Origin of the sequence: Lactobacillus sp. ESL0260, from assembly GCF_003692935.1 — a bacterium.
In the GTDB taxonomy this organism is placed as follows: Bacteria; Bacillota; Bacilli; order Lactobacillales; family Lactobacillaceae; genus Lactobacillus; species Lactobacillus melliventris.
The window spans coordinates 1-17,435 of the sequence record NZ_REHO01000010.1; the positions used below are offsets into that span (position 1 = coordinate 1).

General features: G+C 33.3%; 22 protein-coding genes, 1 other RNA gene and 2 pseudogenes. 21 read left to right on the forward strand and 4 right to left on the reverse strand.

All coding sequences use genetic code 11. The features are described 5' to 3' along the window. The 12 genes and pseudogenes from F5ESL0260_RS09445 to ssrA form a co-directional block, all read left to right on the forward strand. Positions 1-2,217: hypothetical protein (locus F5ESL0260_RS09445; protein ID WP_199700504.1), on the forward strand; the 2,217-nt coding region annotated here is incomplete at its 5' end. Between the two features lie 496 nt (positions 2,218-2,713). Beyond that, positions 2,714-3,097 carry a VOC family protein gene (locus tag F5ESL0260_RS03710; RefSeq protein WP_122025909.1) on the forward strand — a complete coding sequence of 128 codons (384 nt, stop codon included), beginning with the start codon at positions 2,714-2,716 and terminating at the stop codon, positions 3,095-3,097. A 133-nt stretch (positions 3,098-3,230) separates the two neighbouring features. Then, positions 3,231-4,205 carry a competence type IV pilus ATPase ComGA gene (comGA, locus tag F5ESL0260_RS03715; RefSeq protein ID WP_122025910.1) on the forward strand — a complete coding sequence of 325 codons (975 nt, stop codon included), beginning with the start codon at positions 3,231-3,233 and terminating at the stop codon, positions 4,203-4,205. After that, the gene (locus F5ESL0260_RS03720; protein ID WP_122025911.1) at positions 4,171-5,175 is read left to right on the forward strand and encodes a type II secretion system F family protein; all 1,005 of its coding nucleotides are present in this window, start codon (positions 4,171-4,173) and stop codon (positions 5,173-5,175) included. The genes comGA and F5ESL0260_RS03720 overlap by 35 nt, the downstream gene beginning before the upstream one ends. 9 nt (positions 5,176-5,184) lie before the next feature. Beyond that, positions 5,185-5,523 (forward strand): competence type IV pilus major pilin ComGC, encoded by a 339-nt coding sequence (comGC, locus tag F5ESL0260_RS03725; protein ID WP_122025912.1) that lies wholly within the window; start codon positions 5,185-5,187, stop codon positions 5,521-5,523. Then, positions 5,513-5,935, forward strand: a complete 423-nt coding sequence (locus F5ESL0260_RS03730) for a prepilin-type N-terminal cleavage/methylation domain-containing protein (protein WP_158593807.1) — start codon at positions 5,513-5,515, stop codon at positions 5,933-5,935. The genes comGC and F5ESL0260_RS03730 overlap by 11 nt, the downstream gene beginning before the upstream one ends. Next, positions 5,925-6,200 carry a hypothetical protein gene (locus F5ESL0260_RS03735; RefSeq protein ID WP_052724639.1) on the forward strand — a complete coding sequence of 92 codons (276 nt, stop codon included), beginning with the start codon at positions 5,925-5,927 and terminating at the stop codon, positions 6,198-6,200. Before F5ESL0260_RS03730 ends, F5ESL0260_RS03735 begins: the two co-directional genes overlap by 11 nt. Then, a complete protein-coding gene (locus F5ESL0260_RS03740) occupies positions 6,184-6,693 on the forward strand; it encodes a ComGF family competence protein (RefSeq protein ID WP_122025914.1) in 510 nt (169 codons plus the stop codon). Before F5ESL0260_RS03735 ends, F5ESL0260_RS03740 begins: the two co-directional genes overlap by 17 nt. A 190-nt stretch (positions 6,694-6,883) precedes the next feature. Continuing rightward, positions 6,884-7,885 carry a class I SAM-dependent methyltransferase gene (locus F5ESL0260_RS03745; protein WP_122025915.1) on the forward strand — a complete coding sequence of 334 codons (1,002 nt, stop codon included), beginning with the start codon at positions 6,884-6,886 and terminating at the stop codon, positions 7,883-7,885. Between the two features lie 45 nt (positions 7,886-7,930). Beyond that, complete coding sequence (locus F5ESL0260_RS03750; protein ID WP_122025916.1) at positions 7,931-9,115, forward strand: acetate/propionate family kinase; 1,185 nt, start codon at positions 7,931-7,933, stop codon at positions 9,113-9,115. A gap of 270 nt (positions 9,116-9,385) precedes the next feature. After that, positions 9,386-10,192, forward strand: a pseudogene (locus F5ESL0260_RS03755) (Cof-type HAD-IIB family hydrolase). Positions 10,193-10,262: 70 nt separating this feature from the next. Beyond that, positions 10,263-10,628, forward strand: a transfer-messenger RNA (tmRNA) gene (gene ssrA, locus F5ESL0260_RS03760). A 70-nt stretch (positions 10,629-10,698) separates the two neighbouring features. Here ssrA and F5ESL0260_RS03765 read toward each other — a convergent pair. The 4 genes from F5ESL0260_RS03765 to F5ESL0260_RS03780 all read right to left on the reverse strand — a co-directional run bounded on the left by F5ESL0260_RS03765 (position 10,699) and on the right by F5ESL0260_RS03780 (position 13,353). Further along, the gene (locus F5ESL0260_RS03765) at positions 10,699-11,679 is read right to left on the reverse strand and encodes a tyrosine-type recombinase/integrase (protein ID WP_370448584.1); all 981 of its coding nucleotides are present in this window, start codon (positions 11,677-11,679) and stop codon (positions 10,699-10,701) included. Positions 11,680-11,688: 9 nt separating this feature from the next. Continuing rightward, the gene (locus tag F5ESL0260_RS09525; protein WP_233557708.1) at positions 11,689-11,811 is read right to left on the reverse strand and encodes an Arm DNA-binding domain-containing protein; all 123 of its coding nucleotides are present in this window, start codon (positions 11,809-11,811) and stop codon (positions 11,689-11,691) included. Between the two features lie 895 nt (positions 11,812-12,706). Then, positions 12,707-12,904: a hypothetical protein gene (locus tag F5ESL0260_RS03775; protein WP_158593808.1), complete on the reverse strand. Its 198-nt coding sequence runs from the start codon at positions 12,902-12,904 to the stop codon at positions 12,707-12,709. A 116-nt stretch (positions 12,905-13,020) separates the two neighbouring features. After that, positions 13,021-13,353: a helix-turn-helix domain-containing protein gene (locus F5ESL0260_RS03780; protein ID WP_122025919.1), complete on the reverse strand. Its 333-nt coding sequence runs from the start codon at positions 13,351-13,353 to the stop codon at positions 13,021-13,023. A gap of 132 nt (positions 13,354-13,485) precedes the next feature. Here F5ESL0260_RS03780 and F5ESL0260_RS03785 point away from each other — a divergent pair, with 132 nt between their 5' ends. The 9 genes and pseudogenes from F5ESL0260_RS03785 to F5ESL0260_RS03815 all read left to right on the forward strand — a co-directional run bounded on the left by F5ESL0260_RS03785 (position 13,486) and on the right by F5ESL0260_RS03815 (position 17,431). Further along, positions 13,486-13,704 carry a hypothetical protein gene (locus F5ESL0260_RS03785; protein WP_122025920.1) on the forward strand — a complete coding sequence of 73 codons (219 nt, stop codon included), beginning with the start codon at positions 13,486-13,488 and terminating at the stop codon, positions 13,702-13,704. Between the two features lie 33 nt (positions 13,705-13,737). Continuing rightward, positions 13,738-14,127 (forward strand): annotated as a pseudogene (locus tag F5ESL0260_RS03790) (RusA family crossover junction endodeoxyribonuclease); the annotation flags it as partial. Positions 14,128-14,344: 217 nt separating this feature from the next. Next, positions 14,345-14,476, forward strand: coding sequence for a hypothetical protein (locus tag F5ESL0260_RS09565; RefSeq protein ID WP_255410399.1), 132 nt, complete (start codon positions 14,345-14,347; stop codon positions 14,474-14,476). Between the two features lie 169 nt (positions 14,477-14,645). Then, a complete protein-coding gene (locus F5ESL0260_RS09450; protein WP_158593810.1) occupies positions 14,646-14,783 on the forward strand; it encodes a hypothetical protein in 138 nt (45 codons plus the stop codon). A 350-nt stretch (positions 14,784-15,133) separates the two neighbouring features. After that, complete coding sequence (locus tag F5ESL0260_RS03795; protein WP_122025922.1) at positions 15,134-16,045, forward strand: DUF1980 domain-containing protein; 912 nt, start codon at positions 15,134-15,136, stop codon at positions 16,043-16,045. A gap of 62 nt (positions 16,046-16,107) precedes the next feature. Continuing rightward, on the forward strand, positions 16,108-16,266 hold the full coding sequence (locus tag F5ESL0260_RS03800; protein ID WP_122025923.1) for a sigma factor-like helix-turn-helix DNA-binding protein: 159 nt from the start codon (positions 16,108-16,110) through the stop codon (positions 16,264-16,266). 42 nt (positions 16,267-16,308) lie between these two features. Further along, positions 16,309-16,605 carry a hypothetical protein gene (locus F5ESL0260_RS03805; RefSeq protein WP_147444114.1) on the forward strand — a complete coding sequence of 99 codons (297 nt, stop codon included), beginning with the start codon at positions 16,309-16,311 and terminating at the stop codon, positions 16,603-16,605. Continuing rightward, entirely contained in the window at positions 16,589-17,044 is a 456-nt protein-coding gene (locus F5ESL0260_RS03810; RefSeq protein ID WP_122025925.1) for a hypothetical protein, read from the forward strand. Before F5ESL0260_RS03805 ends, F5ESL0260_RS03810 begins: the two co-directional genes overlap by 17 nt. Positions 17,045-17,047: 3 nt before the next feature. Further along, on the forward strand, positions 17,048-17,431 hold the full coding sequence (locus F5ESL0260_RS03815) for a hypothetical protein (protein ID WP_122025926.1): 384 nt from the start codon (positions 17,048-17,050) through the stop codon (positions 17,429-17,431). Positions 17,432-17,435: the final 4 nt, after the last annotated feature.

Here is a 17,435-nt window from a genome sequence, read left to right on the forward strand (position 1 = left end):
GACAAGACTATTAATGACTTAATCAATGCGGGCTATGAAGTAGCTTCTGATGGTTTTACTGATGGCGGGGATAAAGTATTTAATGACGCTTCGCAAAAGTTCGTCGTTAAGATGAAGCACAAGAAACAAACTTATCTACCAGGACAAAACAATCCGCTGACAGGTAAAAATGATGATGCGAACCTCATTAAAGAAGTTAAACAGACTATCAAGTATGTTGGTACGCCAGCACCACTGCCTGAAAACGTACAAACGGTCAAGTTTACCCGTGAGGGTACAGTAGACTTCGTAACCAAGAAGACCACTTATGGTCCATGGGGTCCGGCAAGTGCTGCGTTTAAAGATGTCAACTCACCAGAAGTAACTGGGTATGAAGCTGATACCAAAGTAGTAAAAGGGACGCAGGTAAAGTCAACTGATCAAGACATCACGATCACGGTTAAATATACCAAGATAAATAATAAGCAATCGGTTATTGAATACCAAGACGTTGACGATAACAACAAGGTGATTGCTTCTAATAATCTTGCAGGCAAGGAGGGTGAAAAGATCCCTCATGATGAACACGACAAGACTATTAATGACTTAATCAATGCGGGCTATGAAGTAGCTTCTGATGGTTTTACTGATGGCGGGGATAAAGTATTTAATGACGCTTCGCAAAAGTTCGTCGTTAAGATGAAGCACAAGAAACAAACTTATCTACCAGGGCAAAACAATCCGCTGACAGGTAAAAATGATGATGCGAACCTCATTAAAGAAGTTAAACAGACTATCAAGTATGTTGGTACGCCAACACCACTGCCTGAAAACGTACAAACGGTCAAGTTTACCCGTGAGGGTACAGTAGACTTCGTAACCAAGAAGACCACTTATGGTCCATGGGGTCCGGCAAGTGCTGCGTTTAAAGATGTCAACTCACCAGAAGTAACTGGATATGAAGCTGATACCAAAGTAGTAAAAGGGACGCAGGTAAAGTCAACTGATCAAGACATCACGATCACGGTTAAATATACCAAGATAAATAATAAGCAATCGGTTATTGAATACCAAGACGTTGACGATAACAACAAGGTGATTGCTTCTAATAATCTTGCAGGCAAGGAGGGTCAAAAGATTCCTCATGATGAGCACGACAAGACTATTAATGACTTAATCAATGCGGGCTATGAAGTAGCTTCTGATGGTTTTACTGATGGCGGGGATAAAGTATTTAATGACGCTTCGCAAAAGTTCGTCGTTAAGATGAAGCACAAGAAACAAACTTATCTACCAGGGCAAAACAATCCGCTGACAGGTAAAAATGATGACGCGAACCTCATTAAAGAAGTTAAGCAGACTATCAAGTATGTTGGCACGCCAACACAGGTGCCTGAAAACGTACAAACAGTCAAGTTTACCCGTGAGGGTACAGTGGACTTCGTAACCAAGGAGACCACTTATGGTCCATGGAGTCCGGCAAGTGCTGCCTTTAAAGATGTCAACTCACCAGAAGTAACTGGATATGAAGCTGATATCAAAGTAGTAAAAGGGACGCAGGTGAAGTCAACTGATCAAGACATCACGATCACGGTTAAATATACCAAGATAAATAATAACGGCTCCAACGGTAGCAGCAACGGCTCCAACGGTAGCAGCAACGGCTCTAATGGTAGCAGCAACGGCTCCAACGGTAGCAGCAACGGCTCCAACGGTAGCAGCAACGGCTCTAATGGTAGCAGCAACGGCTCCAACGGTAGCAGCAACGGCTCCAACGGTAGCAGCAACGGCTCCAACGGTAGCAGCAACGGCTCTAATGGTAGCAGCAACGGCTCCAACGGTAGTAACGGTTTGAACGGCAGTAATGGTCTGAACGGCAGTAATGGTCTGAACGGCAGTAATGGTCTGAACGGCAGTAACGGTTTGAACGGCAGTAATGGTCTGAACGGCAGTAATGGTCTGAACGGCAGTAATGGTCTGAACGGCAGTAACGGTTTGAACGGCAGTAACGGTTTGAACGGCAGTAATGGTCTGAACGGCAGTAACGGTTTGAACGGCAGTAACGGTTTGAACGGTATAAATGCATCAAATAATGCCGATAACCAAGAAAGTACATTACCACGGACAGGCAAAGAAAAGAATTCTGACATGTCTTTAATAACTTTAGGTGGTTTGATGTTAATTGGTACGCTAGGAGATGAACTTCTAAGATTTTTAAAACGAAAAAATGAGAAATAAGTTTTAATAATTTAAAATCGAAAATTAAAAAAGGGAGCTTAATAAAAAAACTCCCTTTTAATTAAGATAACAGTTTTATTACTAAATTAACGTTTTTCATAATTAAGCTAAAAAGAAGATTAATACATTTTAATATTGAGTCTTTAATTATTTACCTTTTGTCAATATTTTCGTTGATCAAATTTAATACAATATTTCATCTAAAAAATACTAGAATAATGGCTAATTTTCTGTTAGCTATAATAACATATCCCATTGGTTGAATTTTTAGGTTTTTAATGAGGAGAACATTAACTCTAAAATTATAAGGTAATCCAGCGTAATATGTTAAATATAAAATTTAGTTATTACTAGTATATACTAATAATATATATTATTTTAAAGTTAATTTAAGACAGACATGCTGTACACATCGCTCTATTGTTTAAACAACTTTTAAAATAAGTTTAGTGAATTATGTTATTTGCAGAGTAAAAAGCGAAAGGAAGCTTATCCAATGGCTATAGTACGAATAGATCATTTAGTATTAACAGTTAACAATATAAACGTAACAACTGATTTTTACCGTCATTATTTTGGTATTGAAACAATTAATTTTCAAGATGGCAGAGCTGCTTTGAAGATCGGACATCAAAAAATTAATTTGCACGAAGTAGATCATGAAACAGACCCTAAAGCTGCCTATCCAACACCTGGATCTGGTGATATCTGCCTAATTAGTGATACACCGATTGATAATTTACTGGATGAATTCGAAAAAAATAATTTACCTATTGTTTTGGGACCTGTAATTAGAACTGGAGCAGAAGGTAAGATTCGTTCAATATATGTAAGAGATCCAGACCAGAATTTGATTGAAATTTCAAATTATATTAATTAGTAATATTTAAATAGTAAAAACATATCTAACATGATTCTTAAATTTAGGGATCATGTTTTTTTCGTAAATTTTTTTAAAAGTTTTATCTCAATTTCGCGTATTTAATATTAGTACAAAGAAAAGGAGTGAATTGATGAGAATCAAGGATACAGTTAACAATTTGATTGAAGAAGCAATAAATAAACGTACAAGTGATATTTTTTTCTTATTGCAGAGAAATAAGTTAGCGGTAAATTTTAGAACAATTGCAGGAATCAAAAATCAAGCTCAATATTCAGTGAATGAAGGGAAAGAAATAATTAATTTTTTGAAATTTAGTGCTCAAATGGATATAGCTGAACACCGGAGACCTCAAGTGGGTGCTTTTGAATATGAGTATAAAAATGTTGTGTACTATTTAAGACTTTCCAGCATTGGAGACTTTAATGATAATGAATCTTTAGTTGTTAGGATTATCTATCAAATTGATTCTGGCAAATATTTTTTTAATAGGCAAATTGAAAAGTTAACAGACTTAACTAGAAGAAGGGGATTGATAATTACCAGTGGGCCAACTGGGTCGGGTAAAACAACTACTATGTATAATTTGGCAAAAATAGTAGGTAAAAACCAAATGGTAATGACTATTGAAGATCCTGTTGAAATTCAAGAGGCGGATTTCTTGCAAACGCAGGTTAATTTAGCAGCTGATATTAGCTATGAGGGACTACTTGAAGCATCTTTGCGCCATCGACCAGACATTCTGATTATTGGAGAAATTAGAAATAAAGTTACTGCAAGATTAGCTGTAGATGCAGCTTTAAGTGGACACCTTGTCTTTGCTACGGTTCATGCCAAAAGCACTTTACAAACTATTTCTAGATTAGAAAGTTTGCACGTTAGTACAGCAGATTTGTATAACTGTTTGACGGCTGTATGTTATCAACGCCTTTTACCTACAGCAGATGGTTTTGCCTGTTTGATGGATATTGATAGCGGCTCCCAATTGCAAGAAGATATTAGCCAAGAAAAAAGGGCAGATTTTGTCTCTTGGCCAGAAAATTTAAGTGAGCTCAAAGAAAGAGGGAAAATAAGTGCGCAAATATTTGAGCAATATCAACAAGGATAAATTAACGAGTAAAGAACGACTAGAATTTTTGGAATATTTACAAAATAGTTTATCTAACGGCTTTTCCCTTAATGCGAGTTTAGAAATGATGCCAGTAATATGGCCAAATCACAAAAATATTTTTATTAGATTGTGTACTGAAATTCAAGCAGGAAAGAAATTGAGTTCAGAAATGTTAAAGTTAGGTTTTTCTAAAACAATAGTAACTCAAATCGAATTATCAATGGCACAAGGAAATTTAACAGAATGCCTGACTCAAATTGCCACACTGAATCGCTTGAAAAATGATCAGCTTAAAAAACTAAAATCTGAGCTGACCTATCCCTTTGTTTTAGTTTTGATGATGATTTTCCTTTTACTATTTATGCAAACTTTTGTCGCAAATCAATTTGCTGAATCTGGTGAACATACTGGCGATTATATGTTGTTAATTTTATTATTTTCCTGCTTAGTAATAATTTATTTTATGAGTAAAGTCTTGCTTTTACTAAAAAAACAAGATTATATTTCTCTACGTAAACTGAGGCATTTTCCTATAATTGGGCCCTTAGTGCAAATATATGTGGAATATATTTTAATTTACGATGTAGGACTTTTGCTTGCGAGTGGGTTCTCTTTACAAAAAATTTGTGATTATGCTGCTATGCAGGTGGAGGGCTCATTACAACAACAAATTGGCTTGAGTGTGGTTAAGCAGTTGGCTCAGGGAATAAGTCCTGACTTAATAATCAAAAAAGAGGATTTTTTACCGAATGAATTACTTTTGTTATTACAAACCGGTTCAAAGAAAATAGATTTAAGTAAAAAATTCATGCTTCTAGGACACGCACTTTTTAATGAATTAGCACAAAGAATAGAAAAGTTAATTGTAAATATACAACCTTTTTGTTTTATTTTAATTGGATTATGCATTATTGGCTTATATTTGAAGCTATTATTACCAATGTATGCAATGATGCAAAAAATTTGAGGAATAATGATGAAGAAAAAAATACTAAATTTGATATCGAAAAAGAGTAAAGCTAAGGGATTTACTTTAATAGAAATGGTAGTTGTAGTTGCAATAATTATGATGCTTTTAGTGATTATTGCTCCGAACTTAGCAAAACAAAAAAACAATGCAAATAGAAAAACAGATGACGCCTTTAAATCAACTTTACAAACTCAAGTAACTTTATACGAAGATGATAAAGATCGTAATGGTAAAACAATCAGTTTTCAGAACATGTTTGCAGATGGTTATCTAACTAAGAAGCAACTGACAAAGTCGAAGGACTATGCTGTAAAAGATGGTATCGTTGAAAAGAATGCTAAATAAAGTTAATTTAAAAGGATTTACTCTCGTAGAAATGGTTATTACCTTGGCCATAGCAATAATCATCACAGGAATAGGTGCAATAGAGTTAAATGCTTATAAAGAAAAATTAATTTTAGAGAATACAGTTGGAGAAATTAGGAGTGCAGTGGAACAAGCCGCTCGTGTTTCAGCAACAAGTAAACAAGCATGTGTTATTAAATATTTTCCGGATTTGAAAGAAATAGAATTTGTCGGAGATAATTACTTTAAATCATTAAAAATAAGCCAGCCAATACATGTTTATAATTTGTCTATTTTAAGAATATCAACTACCGGTTCAATGGCTCCTCATACTATTACCATCAGTAACGATAAAAATACACGAAAGATAAAATTACAAATGACTTGGGGACGTGCTATAAATGATTCATAAAAAAATGTGTGGCTTTTTAGTAATGGAAAGCATGATTGGATTAATAATCGCATGTATTGGAATTACCACTGTAGAATTAATAATTGGGGAAAGTAGACTTATTGAAAGGAAAATTGAGCAAAAAACTGACCGTACTTACGCTTGGAACGTGATGAAAAAAACCAACGTTAAACAGGTAATGGTACATGACCGCCTTTATCGCTTTGTAGATAATAAAAAAATTCTCGATGTAAAAAATAATAAAAAATATGAAATTAAAAAGTAAAGGCTTTATTTTAGCTGAAGCAATGCTCTCAGTTCTTATTACCTTAATTGTAGTATTGATGTTACAAAATTTGTTAAAGACATTGACATTAGCTAATAAAGCACACCATAAAACAGATGATGTTGTTTTTTCATATGTGCAATTAAATCGGTTTATAAATGAAGAAAAGGGTATAAAGGCTTATACCTTACCTAAAGATTCAAATTTCTCAAAAGCAGTGTTTGTAAAAACAAATAAGAAGAATGAGACAACTACCTATTATTTGACGCTATACAAAGATATGGTACGTGTGACAACACCTAAAGGAGGGCACATGCCTTTATTACTGAATGTTGAAAAAGCTGATTTTCTTACAAAAGATAGGTTGATTAAAATAAATGTAATGGAAAAAGATGGTAGAAAGTCTGAATTATACTTTAAATTTAATTCTCGTCCCAATTTGAAGAAGAAGGTAGTAAATGATAAAAAGCAAAAGTTGGAAAATAAGAGGTAACGCACTTTTAAGTAGTGTCTTAGTTTTGACTACCTGTTTGATTTTTATTCAATTTTATTTAGAAGTTTATCAGGAAAGTATGGAAAATAATTTTTTATTGATTGAATATCTGATTAATAATTGATTTGCTTGCTCTTATAACCTTGTTTCTATTAAAATTAAAATGTTTAGGAGATAAGGGGAAGAAATTATGGATAATATAGAAAAACTTTTTAATAATTTTTTGGATTGTGTTAAGTGTTTACAAGAAGCATTGAATGTCTCTTTGGGTGATGCTCTAGTTGAAACCTTTGACAATTTAGAAAATAATCAGATAAAAGTTGAGTTGGGAGCTCCTGACAAAGAGACCGTTCAAAAATTGAGTCAAAAGTATGCTAATTTGCACTACGATCAGCTTTCACCAAAAATTAAGATACAAATCTTCACTTTGTTAGTTTTAAAAGCTGTTAATGAAGATGGGCTAGATGTTAATCAAATGCCGACTCCACCTGCTATTGCTACTGTTATCGCTATGTTTATGCTCAAACTGTTGCCAAAAGAAAAACTAATTATTGCTGACCCGGCAATTGGCACTGGCAATTTGCTATTTTCTGTAGTCAGACAACTAAAAAATTCCAACCATTCTAAAGCGGATTTTGAACTTTATGGTATTGATAATGATGAAGAAATGCTAAGCTTTGCAGATATTGCAGCCCATTTGAATAAAATTGATATTGAAATGTTTTGTCAAGATGGTTTAACTCCTTGGATGTTTCCCAGCCCAGATGTTGTTGTAAGTGATTTGCCTGTAGGTTATTATCCGGTTGATGATAATGCTGCTAATTTTGCTACTAAATCTGTGAAAGGTCATTCGCTTGCTCACCTTTTATTTATAGAACAAATTATTAAGAACCTCAGGCCAGCTGGTTATGCTTTTCTACTCGTACCACAGACAATTCTTTCTGGTAAAGGAGGCAGTGACTTCATGCCTTGGCTGTCAGAAAAAGTTTTTTTACGGTCAATAATTGAATTGCCTGACAATGCTTTTCAAAACAAATTTAACCAAAGATCAATTTTAATTTTTCAAAATCATGGAAAAAATGCCAGAAATAGTGAAGTATTTCTCACAAAGTTAGACTCGTTTAAAAAGGAAGAAGACCTAATAAAGCTTAATGTTAAACTAAATGAGTGGTATACTAAAAATATTAATTGATTTGTGAAAAGTTAAAAATTCAAGTTTATGGAGGGAATTACATTTATGAAAAAAGTTTTAGCAATCAACTCAGGCAGCTCTTCTTTTAAATATAAGTTGTTTGCTTTACCAGAAGAAAAGGTTTTGGCAGAAGGAATTGCCGACAGAGTAGGCATTAATGGTTCCTCTTTCCAAATTGAACTGGCAAATGGCGAAAAACATACTGAGAAAGTTGCAATTTCAGATCAGGAAACTGCTGTTAATTTATTGCTTTCGGCTTTGAAGAAATACCATGTTGTTAATGACCTAAGCGAAATTGTTGGTGTAGGTCATAGAATAGTTGCGGGTGGCGAAGAATTTACCGATTCGGCACTAATTGACAAGGATAAGTTACAAAAAATTTATGATTTAAAAGAATATGCCCCCCTTCATAATCCTGCAGAAGGCAAAGGCATTGAAGCCTTTATGAAATTACTACCAGATGTTCCTGAAGTAGGCGTGTTTGATACATCATTTCACCAAACTTTGGATCCTGTTCACTACATGTATTCAATTCCTTACCATTATTACGAAAAATATGGCGTACGTAAATATGGAGCCCATGGTACTTCAGTTCGTTATATAGTTGGTCGTGCGGCTCAAATGCTTGGTAAAGATGCCAAGGATTTGAGACTGATTGTTTGTCATCTTGGTTCCGGAGCATCGATTACTGCAGTTAAAGGTGGCAAGTCTTTTGATACATCTATGGGCTTCACTCCATTAGCAGGCATCACTATGGGTACTCGTTCCGGTGATGTTGATCCATCTGTTTTGCAATATATCATGAATAAAGACCATATTGATATTAACGAAATGATTGATATTTTGAATGATAAATCTGGTCTATTAGGTATTTCTGAGATTTCCTCAGATATGCGTGACCTAGAGAAAAATTCTGATAAAAAAGCTGATCTTGCTAGAGCTATTTTTGTAAATCGTGTCATTCAATATATTGGTTCTTACATGGTTGAAATGAAAGGTGCAGATGCGATTATTTTCACTGCTGGAGTAGGTGAGCATGATTCTGGTATTCGTGAAAATATCATGAAATCATTTGAATTTATTGGTTTAAACCCTGATTTAGAAGCAAATAAATCAAATGGTGAGAAATTTATTACGAAGCCAGATTCAAAAATTAAAGCTTTAGTTATTCCAACTGATGAAGAATTAATGATTGAACGGGATGTCGTTCGTTTAGCTCACTTGAGTTAATGATGAAATTTATAATAAAATAGAGAAGTTGCTAAGAAAAAATTAGCGACTTTTTTTGTTTATTTTTGATATTATAGTATTCGAAAAGCAAAGCATCATCATAATGAAATATTATATTTGATTGGCAAAAAACAAATTGGCTCAAAAATTTCGAGACAAACTTAATAGTGATGGCTGAGCTGGTCTGACTATCAAAATAATTTGCAAAAGTATGGTCGGCTGCGATAGAAAATAACTGTAAACCTGAAGGAAATGGTAAAGGAAAAATAAATGATTAAATTAGTTGCAATTGATGTTGATGACACACTATTAAATAGTCAGGGAAGGTTACTTCAATCTACTATTGAAGTAGTTAAGAAGGCAGTAGCGCGAAATATCAAGGTAGTACTTTGCTCTGGACGACCATTAGCTGGTGTGAAGCATTTTTTGAATGAACTAGGAATAGTTCAAGACAATCAGTATGTTGTTACTTTTAATGGCGCTGTCATTGAGACAGTGACAGGTAAGACTCTTCAACAATTGGGAATTGATCAAACAACTTATGAAAAGATTGACCAATATTCTAAAGAGCATGGCGTGGCTTAAAATGTTGTCGCTGAAAACAGTGCAATCATTACAAGTAATTTAAATGTTAATCGAATTACTATTGTCCAGGCGTGGGAAAATAGTGCTGGTGTTCTAATCAGAAGGCCTGATGAACTACCTAAAGATGAACAAATAATTAAGGCTGTTTTTGCTGACGAAAAAGTCAAGCTTGACGAAGTTGAAGCTAATGTTGTAAAAACCTTTGGCAAAGAAAATTATGTGGTGCGAGCAGCCGATAACTTTTTAGAAATAATGCATCCAGATGTTAACAAGGGGGTGGCACTTAAATTTTTGACAAAAAAACTAGGATTTGAAACTAATGAAGTGATGGCAATTGGAGATGAGCGAAACGATATACCTATGTTTAGGGTTGCAGGAACTTCAGTAGTTATGGCAAATGGCTCTTCTGAAGCGAAAAACCAAGCTAACTTTGAAACTGCATCAAATAATCAAGATGGAATTGCCTTGGCTTTTGACCAATTTGTTTTTTAGATAAAGTGCAAGGTTTCTTCTGGTATTAGGCAATTTAGCTATATTATGCTATAATTGTATTACCTAAAGCGGGGGTGTTTTGGGATTCGACAGGCGTAGATTCGCATTGACTGCGGTTCGTAGGTCACGTCTACGTAAAAACGTCACAGTTTTATAACTGCAAATAAAGAAAATTCTTACGCATTAGCTGCCTAGTTTAGGCGCATGTGTTGCTTGTTTTCGGATTACTCACGTCTGAATTCAAGTATCAACTTAGTGAGTTACGTTTAACTACCCCATCTGAATAGTTAAAAAGAGTCATTCCAGGTTAGCTAGTCCATATTAGCCCTGTTATATGGCGTTTTGGACTAGTGAAATTCAAATAATATAACTATGATCGTAGATGTCAGTGACGGAATGCGTTTGGACAGGGGTTCAATTCCCCTCACCTCCATAAATAAAAGCCTATAGCCTTTGTGGTTATAGGCTTTTTTGTTATTAGTGGTCGCCATTTGGTCGCCAACGTGTTATATTTCATCTAACACTTCGATGATTTGATTGTCAGATTTTTGTTTTAATTCGTCTAACATATAGGCATATGTGTTTGCAGTAATACTCATGTTTGAATGACGCAATCTTTTAGAAATGGAATAAAGATCTATCCCTTTAAATAAAAGTAATGCAACGTGAGTATGTTTTAAGCTGTGAAAATGGAAACCTTTTTTCTTGATTCCTAATATATCTAATTGCTTTCGTAATACTTTGTTTACCGCGCTAGATGAAGGAATGGTTCCCAACTCATCGATAAATAACCTTTCATGATTATTTGCTTTTAATTGGTTCAAAATGTCTAGGAGTTTTTGGTCAACCTTTATCACACGTGTTGAGGTCTTGTTTTTTGTTTCTTTATTAATTTCATTTGAATCGTAATCAATAATTTTATTGTTATCATAATCCCACGACTTTGTTATGTGAATTTCAAGATGCTTAAAATCTATATTGTTCCAAGTTAAGACTCTTATTTCTCCAGGACGCATGCATGTATAGATAATGGTTAATAACATATATCTGCTAATGTAATTTGGCTTTATGTCTTTTAATAATGAATTTTTAAGAGATTTTATTTGATTAAACTCTAAATATTCTACTTTGATTGTGCGTTCATCATTCCAAGTAAGTTTTAATCTATCAGTAAGGTTTTTACTAATGATGCCCTCACTAATAGCATCTTTAACACAAGAACGGATGCTACCGTCTGTCTTTTTAACGGTATCTTTAACACGATCTTTACCATAGTAGTTAATAAATTCTTGATACTTGAGTTTAGTAATTTTAGTTACCTTTAATTTGCCAAAATAGTCTAGAAGTAGTTTGTAAATAGTTTTGTATCGATTTTTAATGTTGTTAGATGTTCCAGTTTTCTTGTAAGTATTAGCCCATTCAAGAAAATATTCAGCAAAAATAGGATCCTTATTGGTAATTTGATTATTATATTTGGTAACTTCAATTTCATTGGCTCATTTCAGTGCTTGAGGTTTAGTATCAAAACCGCTCTTAGTTTTATGCTGGCGCTTATTGTCTGAATCATACCAAGATATTTGTGCTTGCCATTTGGTACCACTTTTTTTGAAGTATGCCACTGTCTTAATTCCTCCGATTTTTTGATAAACTAGAGTAGACAAAAGGGCATAGTTGTCCCAGCGTCTATATTGATAAGTCTTTAAGGACAAAGTTTTCCGGCAGGGTTCTTAACGGCTTTTTTGTTTTACTTAAATATAGTAAGAAATTTGTCTATCTTTTAATTAATTTTATTTTGATTAAGTCTGTGTCAAGGACTGTACCTTTTCTAAGTACCACCTTTGTTTAAGTAACTTGGCCAGTAGATTTATCGTTCTTGGTACCTAAAATTTTATTTATCCAGTTTTTGGATGAAAAATTGTCTGATAGAATATTTCCTTAGCCTTTTATTGCCTTAATTATATTTACGTGACTTAAAATCACGACCTGCTCTCCATTGACCAACTGGCAACAATTAACGATATTTTTTCTTGGTCGATACTCTGGTTAAATTAATTTGATTTAGGTTTTGTACTTTATTTTTTTTGTTTTCAGTTAATTCAATTTTATGACTATTTGGATAAACAAGAGTTTTATCGTTACCATCTCTAAGAAGAACTACAAAATTATTTGTTTTTTTAGCGCCACTAGATGACACATTACCAAAATCGTTTATAGCTTTAATTATGTATCTACCTGGCTTTATTTTCTTACCTACTTTGTATGTACATTTTGAGAATGTATATTTTTTAGCTGCATAAACAATGTTTGCTTGTTGGTTATTGCTAATACTTCCAAAAAATGTAAGTGCAATAACACCAGCAGTTACTAATGAAAAAGCTTGGTGTACTTCATAATTTTTACCTCCTGATTAAATATCATACATATAAACTAGAATATTAAGTCATTATATTTTTGAAAAAGATTAGCGGCATCATCAAGCATTCTAATAGGGATACCATATTACTCAATGAATTCTTATGGTTCGTCAAAATAATCAGCATTTTTTATTAAATAATCAAAAAGTAATTTAAGTGAAAATTTGTCAGCTGTACATTCTTGTGAACCTTTAGAAGAGGAGTATGTATAACCGTTATCACCTGAATCGCCATTTATAAGGTGTCTGATTTCAAGGTCAATGATAAAAGTCAGTTCGACAGGATTGTACCAGCTCACATTTGTGAGCATTCTGTTTGTTTCGTGAAATGACATTGAAGGATTAGTGGGATCTGAGTCAACTATAGCGTAACTGATACCGTGATTTTTAGCTTAATGTAGTATAAGTAATTAAATTATTCATCTTTTGACTTTTTCCCTTTTACAAAGTCACTATCCATAAGATTGCGAACTAAGTCTAGGTATTTTTTAGGGATGTGCTTACCTCGATAGGCTAGTGGCACATCATCATCTATATCGACAGTTTCATGTCTTGACTCATCTTTGCCTAATAGATAATTAGTTGAAGTATGGAATACCTTTGCAACAGCTTTTAGATTATCTATTGATGGTGTTTTATTTTTCCAATGGTAAATTGTTCTGGTACCAAGACCAGCTTTATCATTTACTTCTACAAGTGATAAGCCTCTCTTTTTAGCTAATATTTTAATCCTTTCGAATACAGTCATTTTACTATTCCAAAAAAATTGAACTTTTTCGCAATTTTCGCTTTATTTATTTGCACTAATGCGTATTTTTGTCAACAAGTTTCGTAACAAGTTGATGAACAAATTTGTACAGTACAGAAAGAAGTGGAATAAATGCCAACAGAAGAAAAATTGGAAAAGGTCAAGTCAGAAATCGAAACAAAAATTATGGTTGAGCTAGCGAAAAGAGGTTGGAAACAAGAACAATTGTGCGAATTGATGAATATTCCTAAGGGTAGTCGGTCTAAAGTAATTTATGCTATTCATGGAGATATGGCACATCTATCTATAAAACTTCTCAAAAATATTTTTGAAATTTTAGGAATTAAATAACCAGCAAGAGTTTTTAGAAATAAATATTCAGGGACTATCCGCGATGTAACACAAAAAGCAACAGTGCAATTTGAAAACAATGTGCGTTATGCGGTAACTAATGCTTATCAAGAACAACTGTTCGAAGGTGAAGTCTATGTGTCGATTGTGACCTACATGAAGATACTTAAAAGCTGGAGCCAGAAAAAACAAAAGATGCCCCAATTAGGTCTATTAAGACCAATACACAAGCCAGATTGTGACAATATTATTAAGTCAGTATTGGACGGGATGAATACAGTTACAAAAAAGGATGTGATTGTCAAGAATGGTATTTATAAAGATAAAAATCAAGTGGTCGAAGTTAGAATAAGACAATTTTATTCAATCAGACCACGAACTAAGGTGGTTGTTTTATTGAATGATCGAAAAAAATTGATTTGAAGAAAAAGAAGAACAATTGGTTCTACGTAATGCCGAATTGCAAAGAAGTAGCAGTAAAGAAAGAGGTATAAGAGATGAATCAAATTTTAGAATCAGCATATTTTAATAAAAAGAGGTATTGGGATTAAGTTGCTAGCCAACAAGGTGGTTTAGAAATTTGTACTGATACTGATGGGCAGCCAATGTATACGATTGTTTGTATTAAGGAGGTAAATAAATGGTAAAAACATTGTTTAAAAAAGAAGAAAGCAAGTTTGTTAATAAAGGCAATGTACCTAACGATTACAAACTGAAAAATGTGAGACTTTTAATTCTATTTCTGATGATGAAGATGCATACAGAAAGTTAGGATTATATGAGCCAGATTTGCGGGTACAAAACGTGATTGATTGTATTAATCAATTTGATAGACTTGCAACGAATAAGTTTCATGTTGAAGATGTGAAATTAGATCATTATTTGAATAATTGCAATGGTCAAATTACAGTGACACATAATTAATGTAAAGGAAAATAATGATGGTAGGTATAACATTAGAATTTGCAGGCAGTATTAAGAATTTTAAGACACAAGATGGAAAAATTACCATTCAAATGGACATGCAAACTTCACAAGTATTGCTAGATAAATTAGATGAAATTTTACAGAGCGGTTAGATTTAGAAGATTTACGGGTGTTTGATGATACCAATGGAATTTCGAAAACCATGGATGACCAAAGCTCGACCAAATTGAAGTCATTATACTATGGTAATATCGAAAGACTAGGGCAAAGGTCTTCCGATAATGAAGTACTTTTTGACAATTGCCTACTTTAGAGCAAATATGAGCTACGATGCTGGTACCGTGAGTAAGTTCGATTCTCGGACATTGCGATAGGGTTCAATTTGATAATTTCTGAATGGGCCAATAATTCTTAATAGCTATTGAGAATTATTATTTTATTCATCTCAAAAGGTCTGGTTATTTTGACTAGTCTTTTGTATTATGTGTGTGAGGTGAATGTTATGAATATTATAAATGATACTATAAATAAATTTAAGTTGTATTTAAAATGTTTTTTTGTAAAAATATTTTCAAATTATATAAAGCCAAGTTGGCAACCAATATCATTAATTATAATTTTATTCTTTTCTTTTGGCGTTGTTTTTTTTATTATGGGTTGGAATAAAAAAGATAGTAGAGAAAAAGAATTAAACTATTTGAAAAGTGATGAATTTAAAGATTCCGCAAAAATAATTTTTACTTTTGTTATTTTATTCTTGTTCACAGTTCCATTAGTATTGGGATGTATTTTTCCAAATGAAAAAACGAACTGGATAAGTTTTTTTGGATCATATCTCGGAAGTATGCTAACGGTAGCATTTGCATTTTTTAGTACAAAATGGCAGCTGAAACAAAGTAAGAAGAATGATATTGATAATGCAGTTAAGTTAGATTGCTTAGAACGCTTATCTAAATTAAGGGCCAAATTAATAAAAACAATGGATCTAATAGTTCGCTCAAAAGCCCAAAGTAAATATAATTTTGATACTTATAAAACAATGACCAAAGCAAAGACAAAAAGAAAAGCTTTAGAATTCAATAAGATAGATGAATTACAATATAGCATTAGAGTCTTAATTGAAGAATGGAACCTTGATAATTATGTGTTTTTAAAAAAGTATGCTTGCTTAAGTAAAAAGTTCACAAACCTATATAGAGAATCAAATTGTTTTATGAGTAAGATTTATCCTGAAATATACTTTATGTTAGAGTTATCAATAGTCTCTAAAAAAAATAATTTATCACTTAAGGAGGTTAAAGAAATTTTACAAAAGAAAGATTATGTAATTGATTATTTAAATAATATACAGTCAATATGCGATGAGGTAGAAAAAAGTTTAAAAGAAATCTATAAGAAGGAAATAAATGGTTAATTTTGCCGAGTTACTAACTCGGCTATTTTTTTACGCAAAATTAAAGGTGGTGGTGAAATGATGTGAAAAAATCTAACAAAATCGAACATTTGAATGCTTTTGAAAAGTTAGATGAAAGACGCAAAAAAGCTATAAGAATGGTGTTTGAAAGAAAATATACTGAGAAAGAAATTGCCGAAAGAGTTGGACGGAAAAGACCCACCATAAATTTATGGAAATAAGAAAAATGATTTAAAGATGCATCCGCTGAGTATGTTTCTAAGTTGGAAAAAATTAAGTATAAAAGTAATGCTTTAAATACGATGGTTGATCTTTTACACGGTAAGTATGAAATGGTTAGATTACAGGCAGCAACTAGCATTTTAAAACTGTCCAGCATGTTTTCAGACAATTCAACCCCAGAATCAGATAAAGCTAAGACAAGAAAGACCAACGACGAAGCAACTCTAGCAGAAGAGCATGTAAGAGAAATGAAACAATTAACTAATGAAGATAATAAAGTGCTTAATGACTTATTGGATAAAGTTCATAATGGAGTGGATTATGAAGATACTGACTAAAAAGCAGCAACATGTGCTTCACTCTTACTTTCACGATGATTGGAAGTATCTGATTTTAGCTGGTGCTAAGCGTGCTGGTAAAACTTACATCAACAACTTTATATTTCTGTATGAGATTCGCGGAATAGCTAAGTTAGCTGCAGCAAAGAATGATCCGCATCCCCTATACTTTTTGGTAGGCTTTAGTTCGAATACGATTTACACGAATGTGATCAGTACCCTCGCGTCCCAATTCGGCTTAGAGATTAAAACAGACAGGCATGGTCACTATCATTTGTTTGGAGTGGACATTGTACCTGCTTATACAGAATTATTAAGAGGTATGTATAGTGTACGTGGTATGACATCATACGGGGCATCCGTTAATGAAGCCAGTCTGGCAGTGTATGACGTTTTCCAAGAAATCGTATCACGTGTTTGGTTGAGCAAGCTAGGATAATTTGTGATACCAACCCAGATATTCCAAGGCATTGGTTTAAAACAGATTACATTGATAATCACACGCCAGCAGCCAGGATTAAGTCGTTTACCTTTACGATTAATGACAACACATTCTTGGCTAAGGGCTGCGCTGAAGCCTTTAAATCACAGACACCTAAAGGTATGTTCTACGATCGCGATATTTTTAGACCTTTGGGTCACCGACGAAGGTATTGTTTATTCAGATTTCAACAAAGATACAATGATTGTTGATTCTGCTCCGAACAACTTGACTTATTATGTTGGCGTTGACTGGGAGGTTGAACACAAGAACTCAATTGTAGTGTTTGGCGATAATGACCAACAGAATACTTATCTTTTAGAAGCTTACGTTGGCAAATATTAATTTA

Bases quoted from the DNA above. Each gene is read 5' to 3' on its own strand.
- F5ESL0260_RS03740 (WP_122025914.1), top strand. From the start codon at position 6,184: ATGAAATTAAAAAGTAAAGGCTTTATTTTAGCTGAAGCAATGCTCTCA.
- F5ESL0260_RS09450 (WP_158593810.1), top strand. From the start codon at position 14,646: ATGGTAGGTATAACATTAGAATTTGCAGGCAGTATTAAGAATTTTAAG.
- comGC (WP_122025912.1), top strand. From the start codon at position 5,185: ATGAAGAAAAAAATACTAAATTTGATATCGAAAAAGAGTAAAGCTAAG.
- F5ESL0260_RS03780 (WP_122025919.1), bottom strand. From the start codon at position 13,353: ATGACTGTATTCGAAAGGATTAAAATATTAGCTAAAAAGAGAGGCTTA.
- F5ESL0260_RS03785 (WP_122025920.1), top strand. From the start codon at position 13,486: ATGCCAACAGAAGAAAAATTGGAAAAGGTCAAGTCAGAAATCGAAACA.
- comGA (WP_122025910.1), top strand. From the start codon at position 3,231: ATGAGAATCAAGGATACAGTTAACAATTTGATTGAAGAAGCAATAAAT.
- F5ESL0260_RS03735 (WP_052724639.1), top strand. From the start codon at position 5,925: ATGATTCATAAAAAAATGTGTGGCTTTTTAGTAATGGAAAGCATGATT.
- F5ESL0260_RS03710 (WP_122025909.1), top strand. From the start codon at position 2,714: ATGGCTATAGTACGAATAGATCATTTAGTATTAACAGTTAACAATATA.
- F5ESL0260_RS03745 (WP_122025915.1), top strand. From the start codon at position 6,884: ATGGATAATATAGAAAAACTTTTTAATAATTTTTTGGATTGTGTTAAG.
- F5ESL0260_RS09565 (WP_255410399.1), top strand. From the start codon at position 14,345: ATGGTAAAAACATTGTTTAAAAAAGAAGAAAGCAAGTTTGTTAATAAA.
- F5ESL0260_RS03795 (WP_122025922.1), top strand. From the start codon at position 15,134: ATGAATATTATAAATGATACTATAAATAAATTTAAGTTGTATTTAAAA.
- F5ESL0260_RS03810 (WP_122025925.1), top strand. From the start codon at position 16,589: ATGAAGATACTGACTAAAAAGCAGCAACATGTGCTTCACTCTTACTTT.
- F5ESL0260_RS03730 (WP_158593807.1), top strand. From the start codon at position 5,513: ATGCTAAATAAAGTTAATTTAAAAGGATTTACTCTCGTAGAAATGGTT.
- F5ESL0260_RS03750 (WP_122025916.1), top strand. From the start codon at position 7,931: ATGAAAAAAGTTTTAGCAATCAACTCAGGCAGCTCTTCTTTTAAATAT.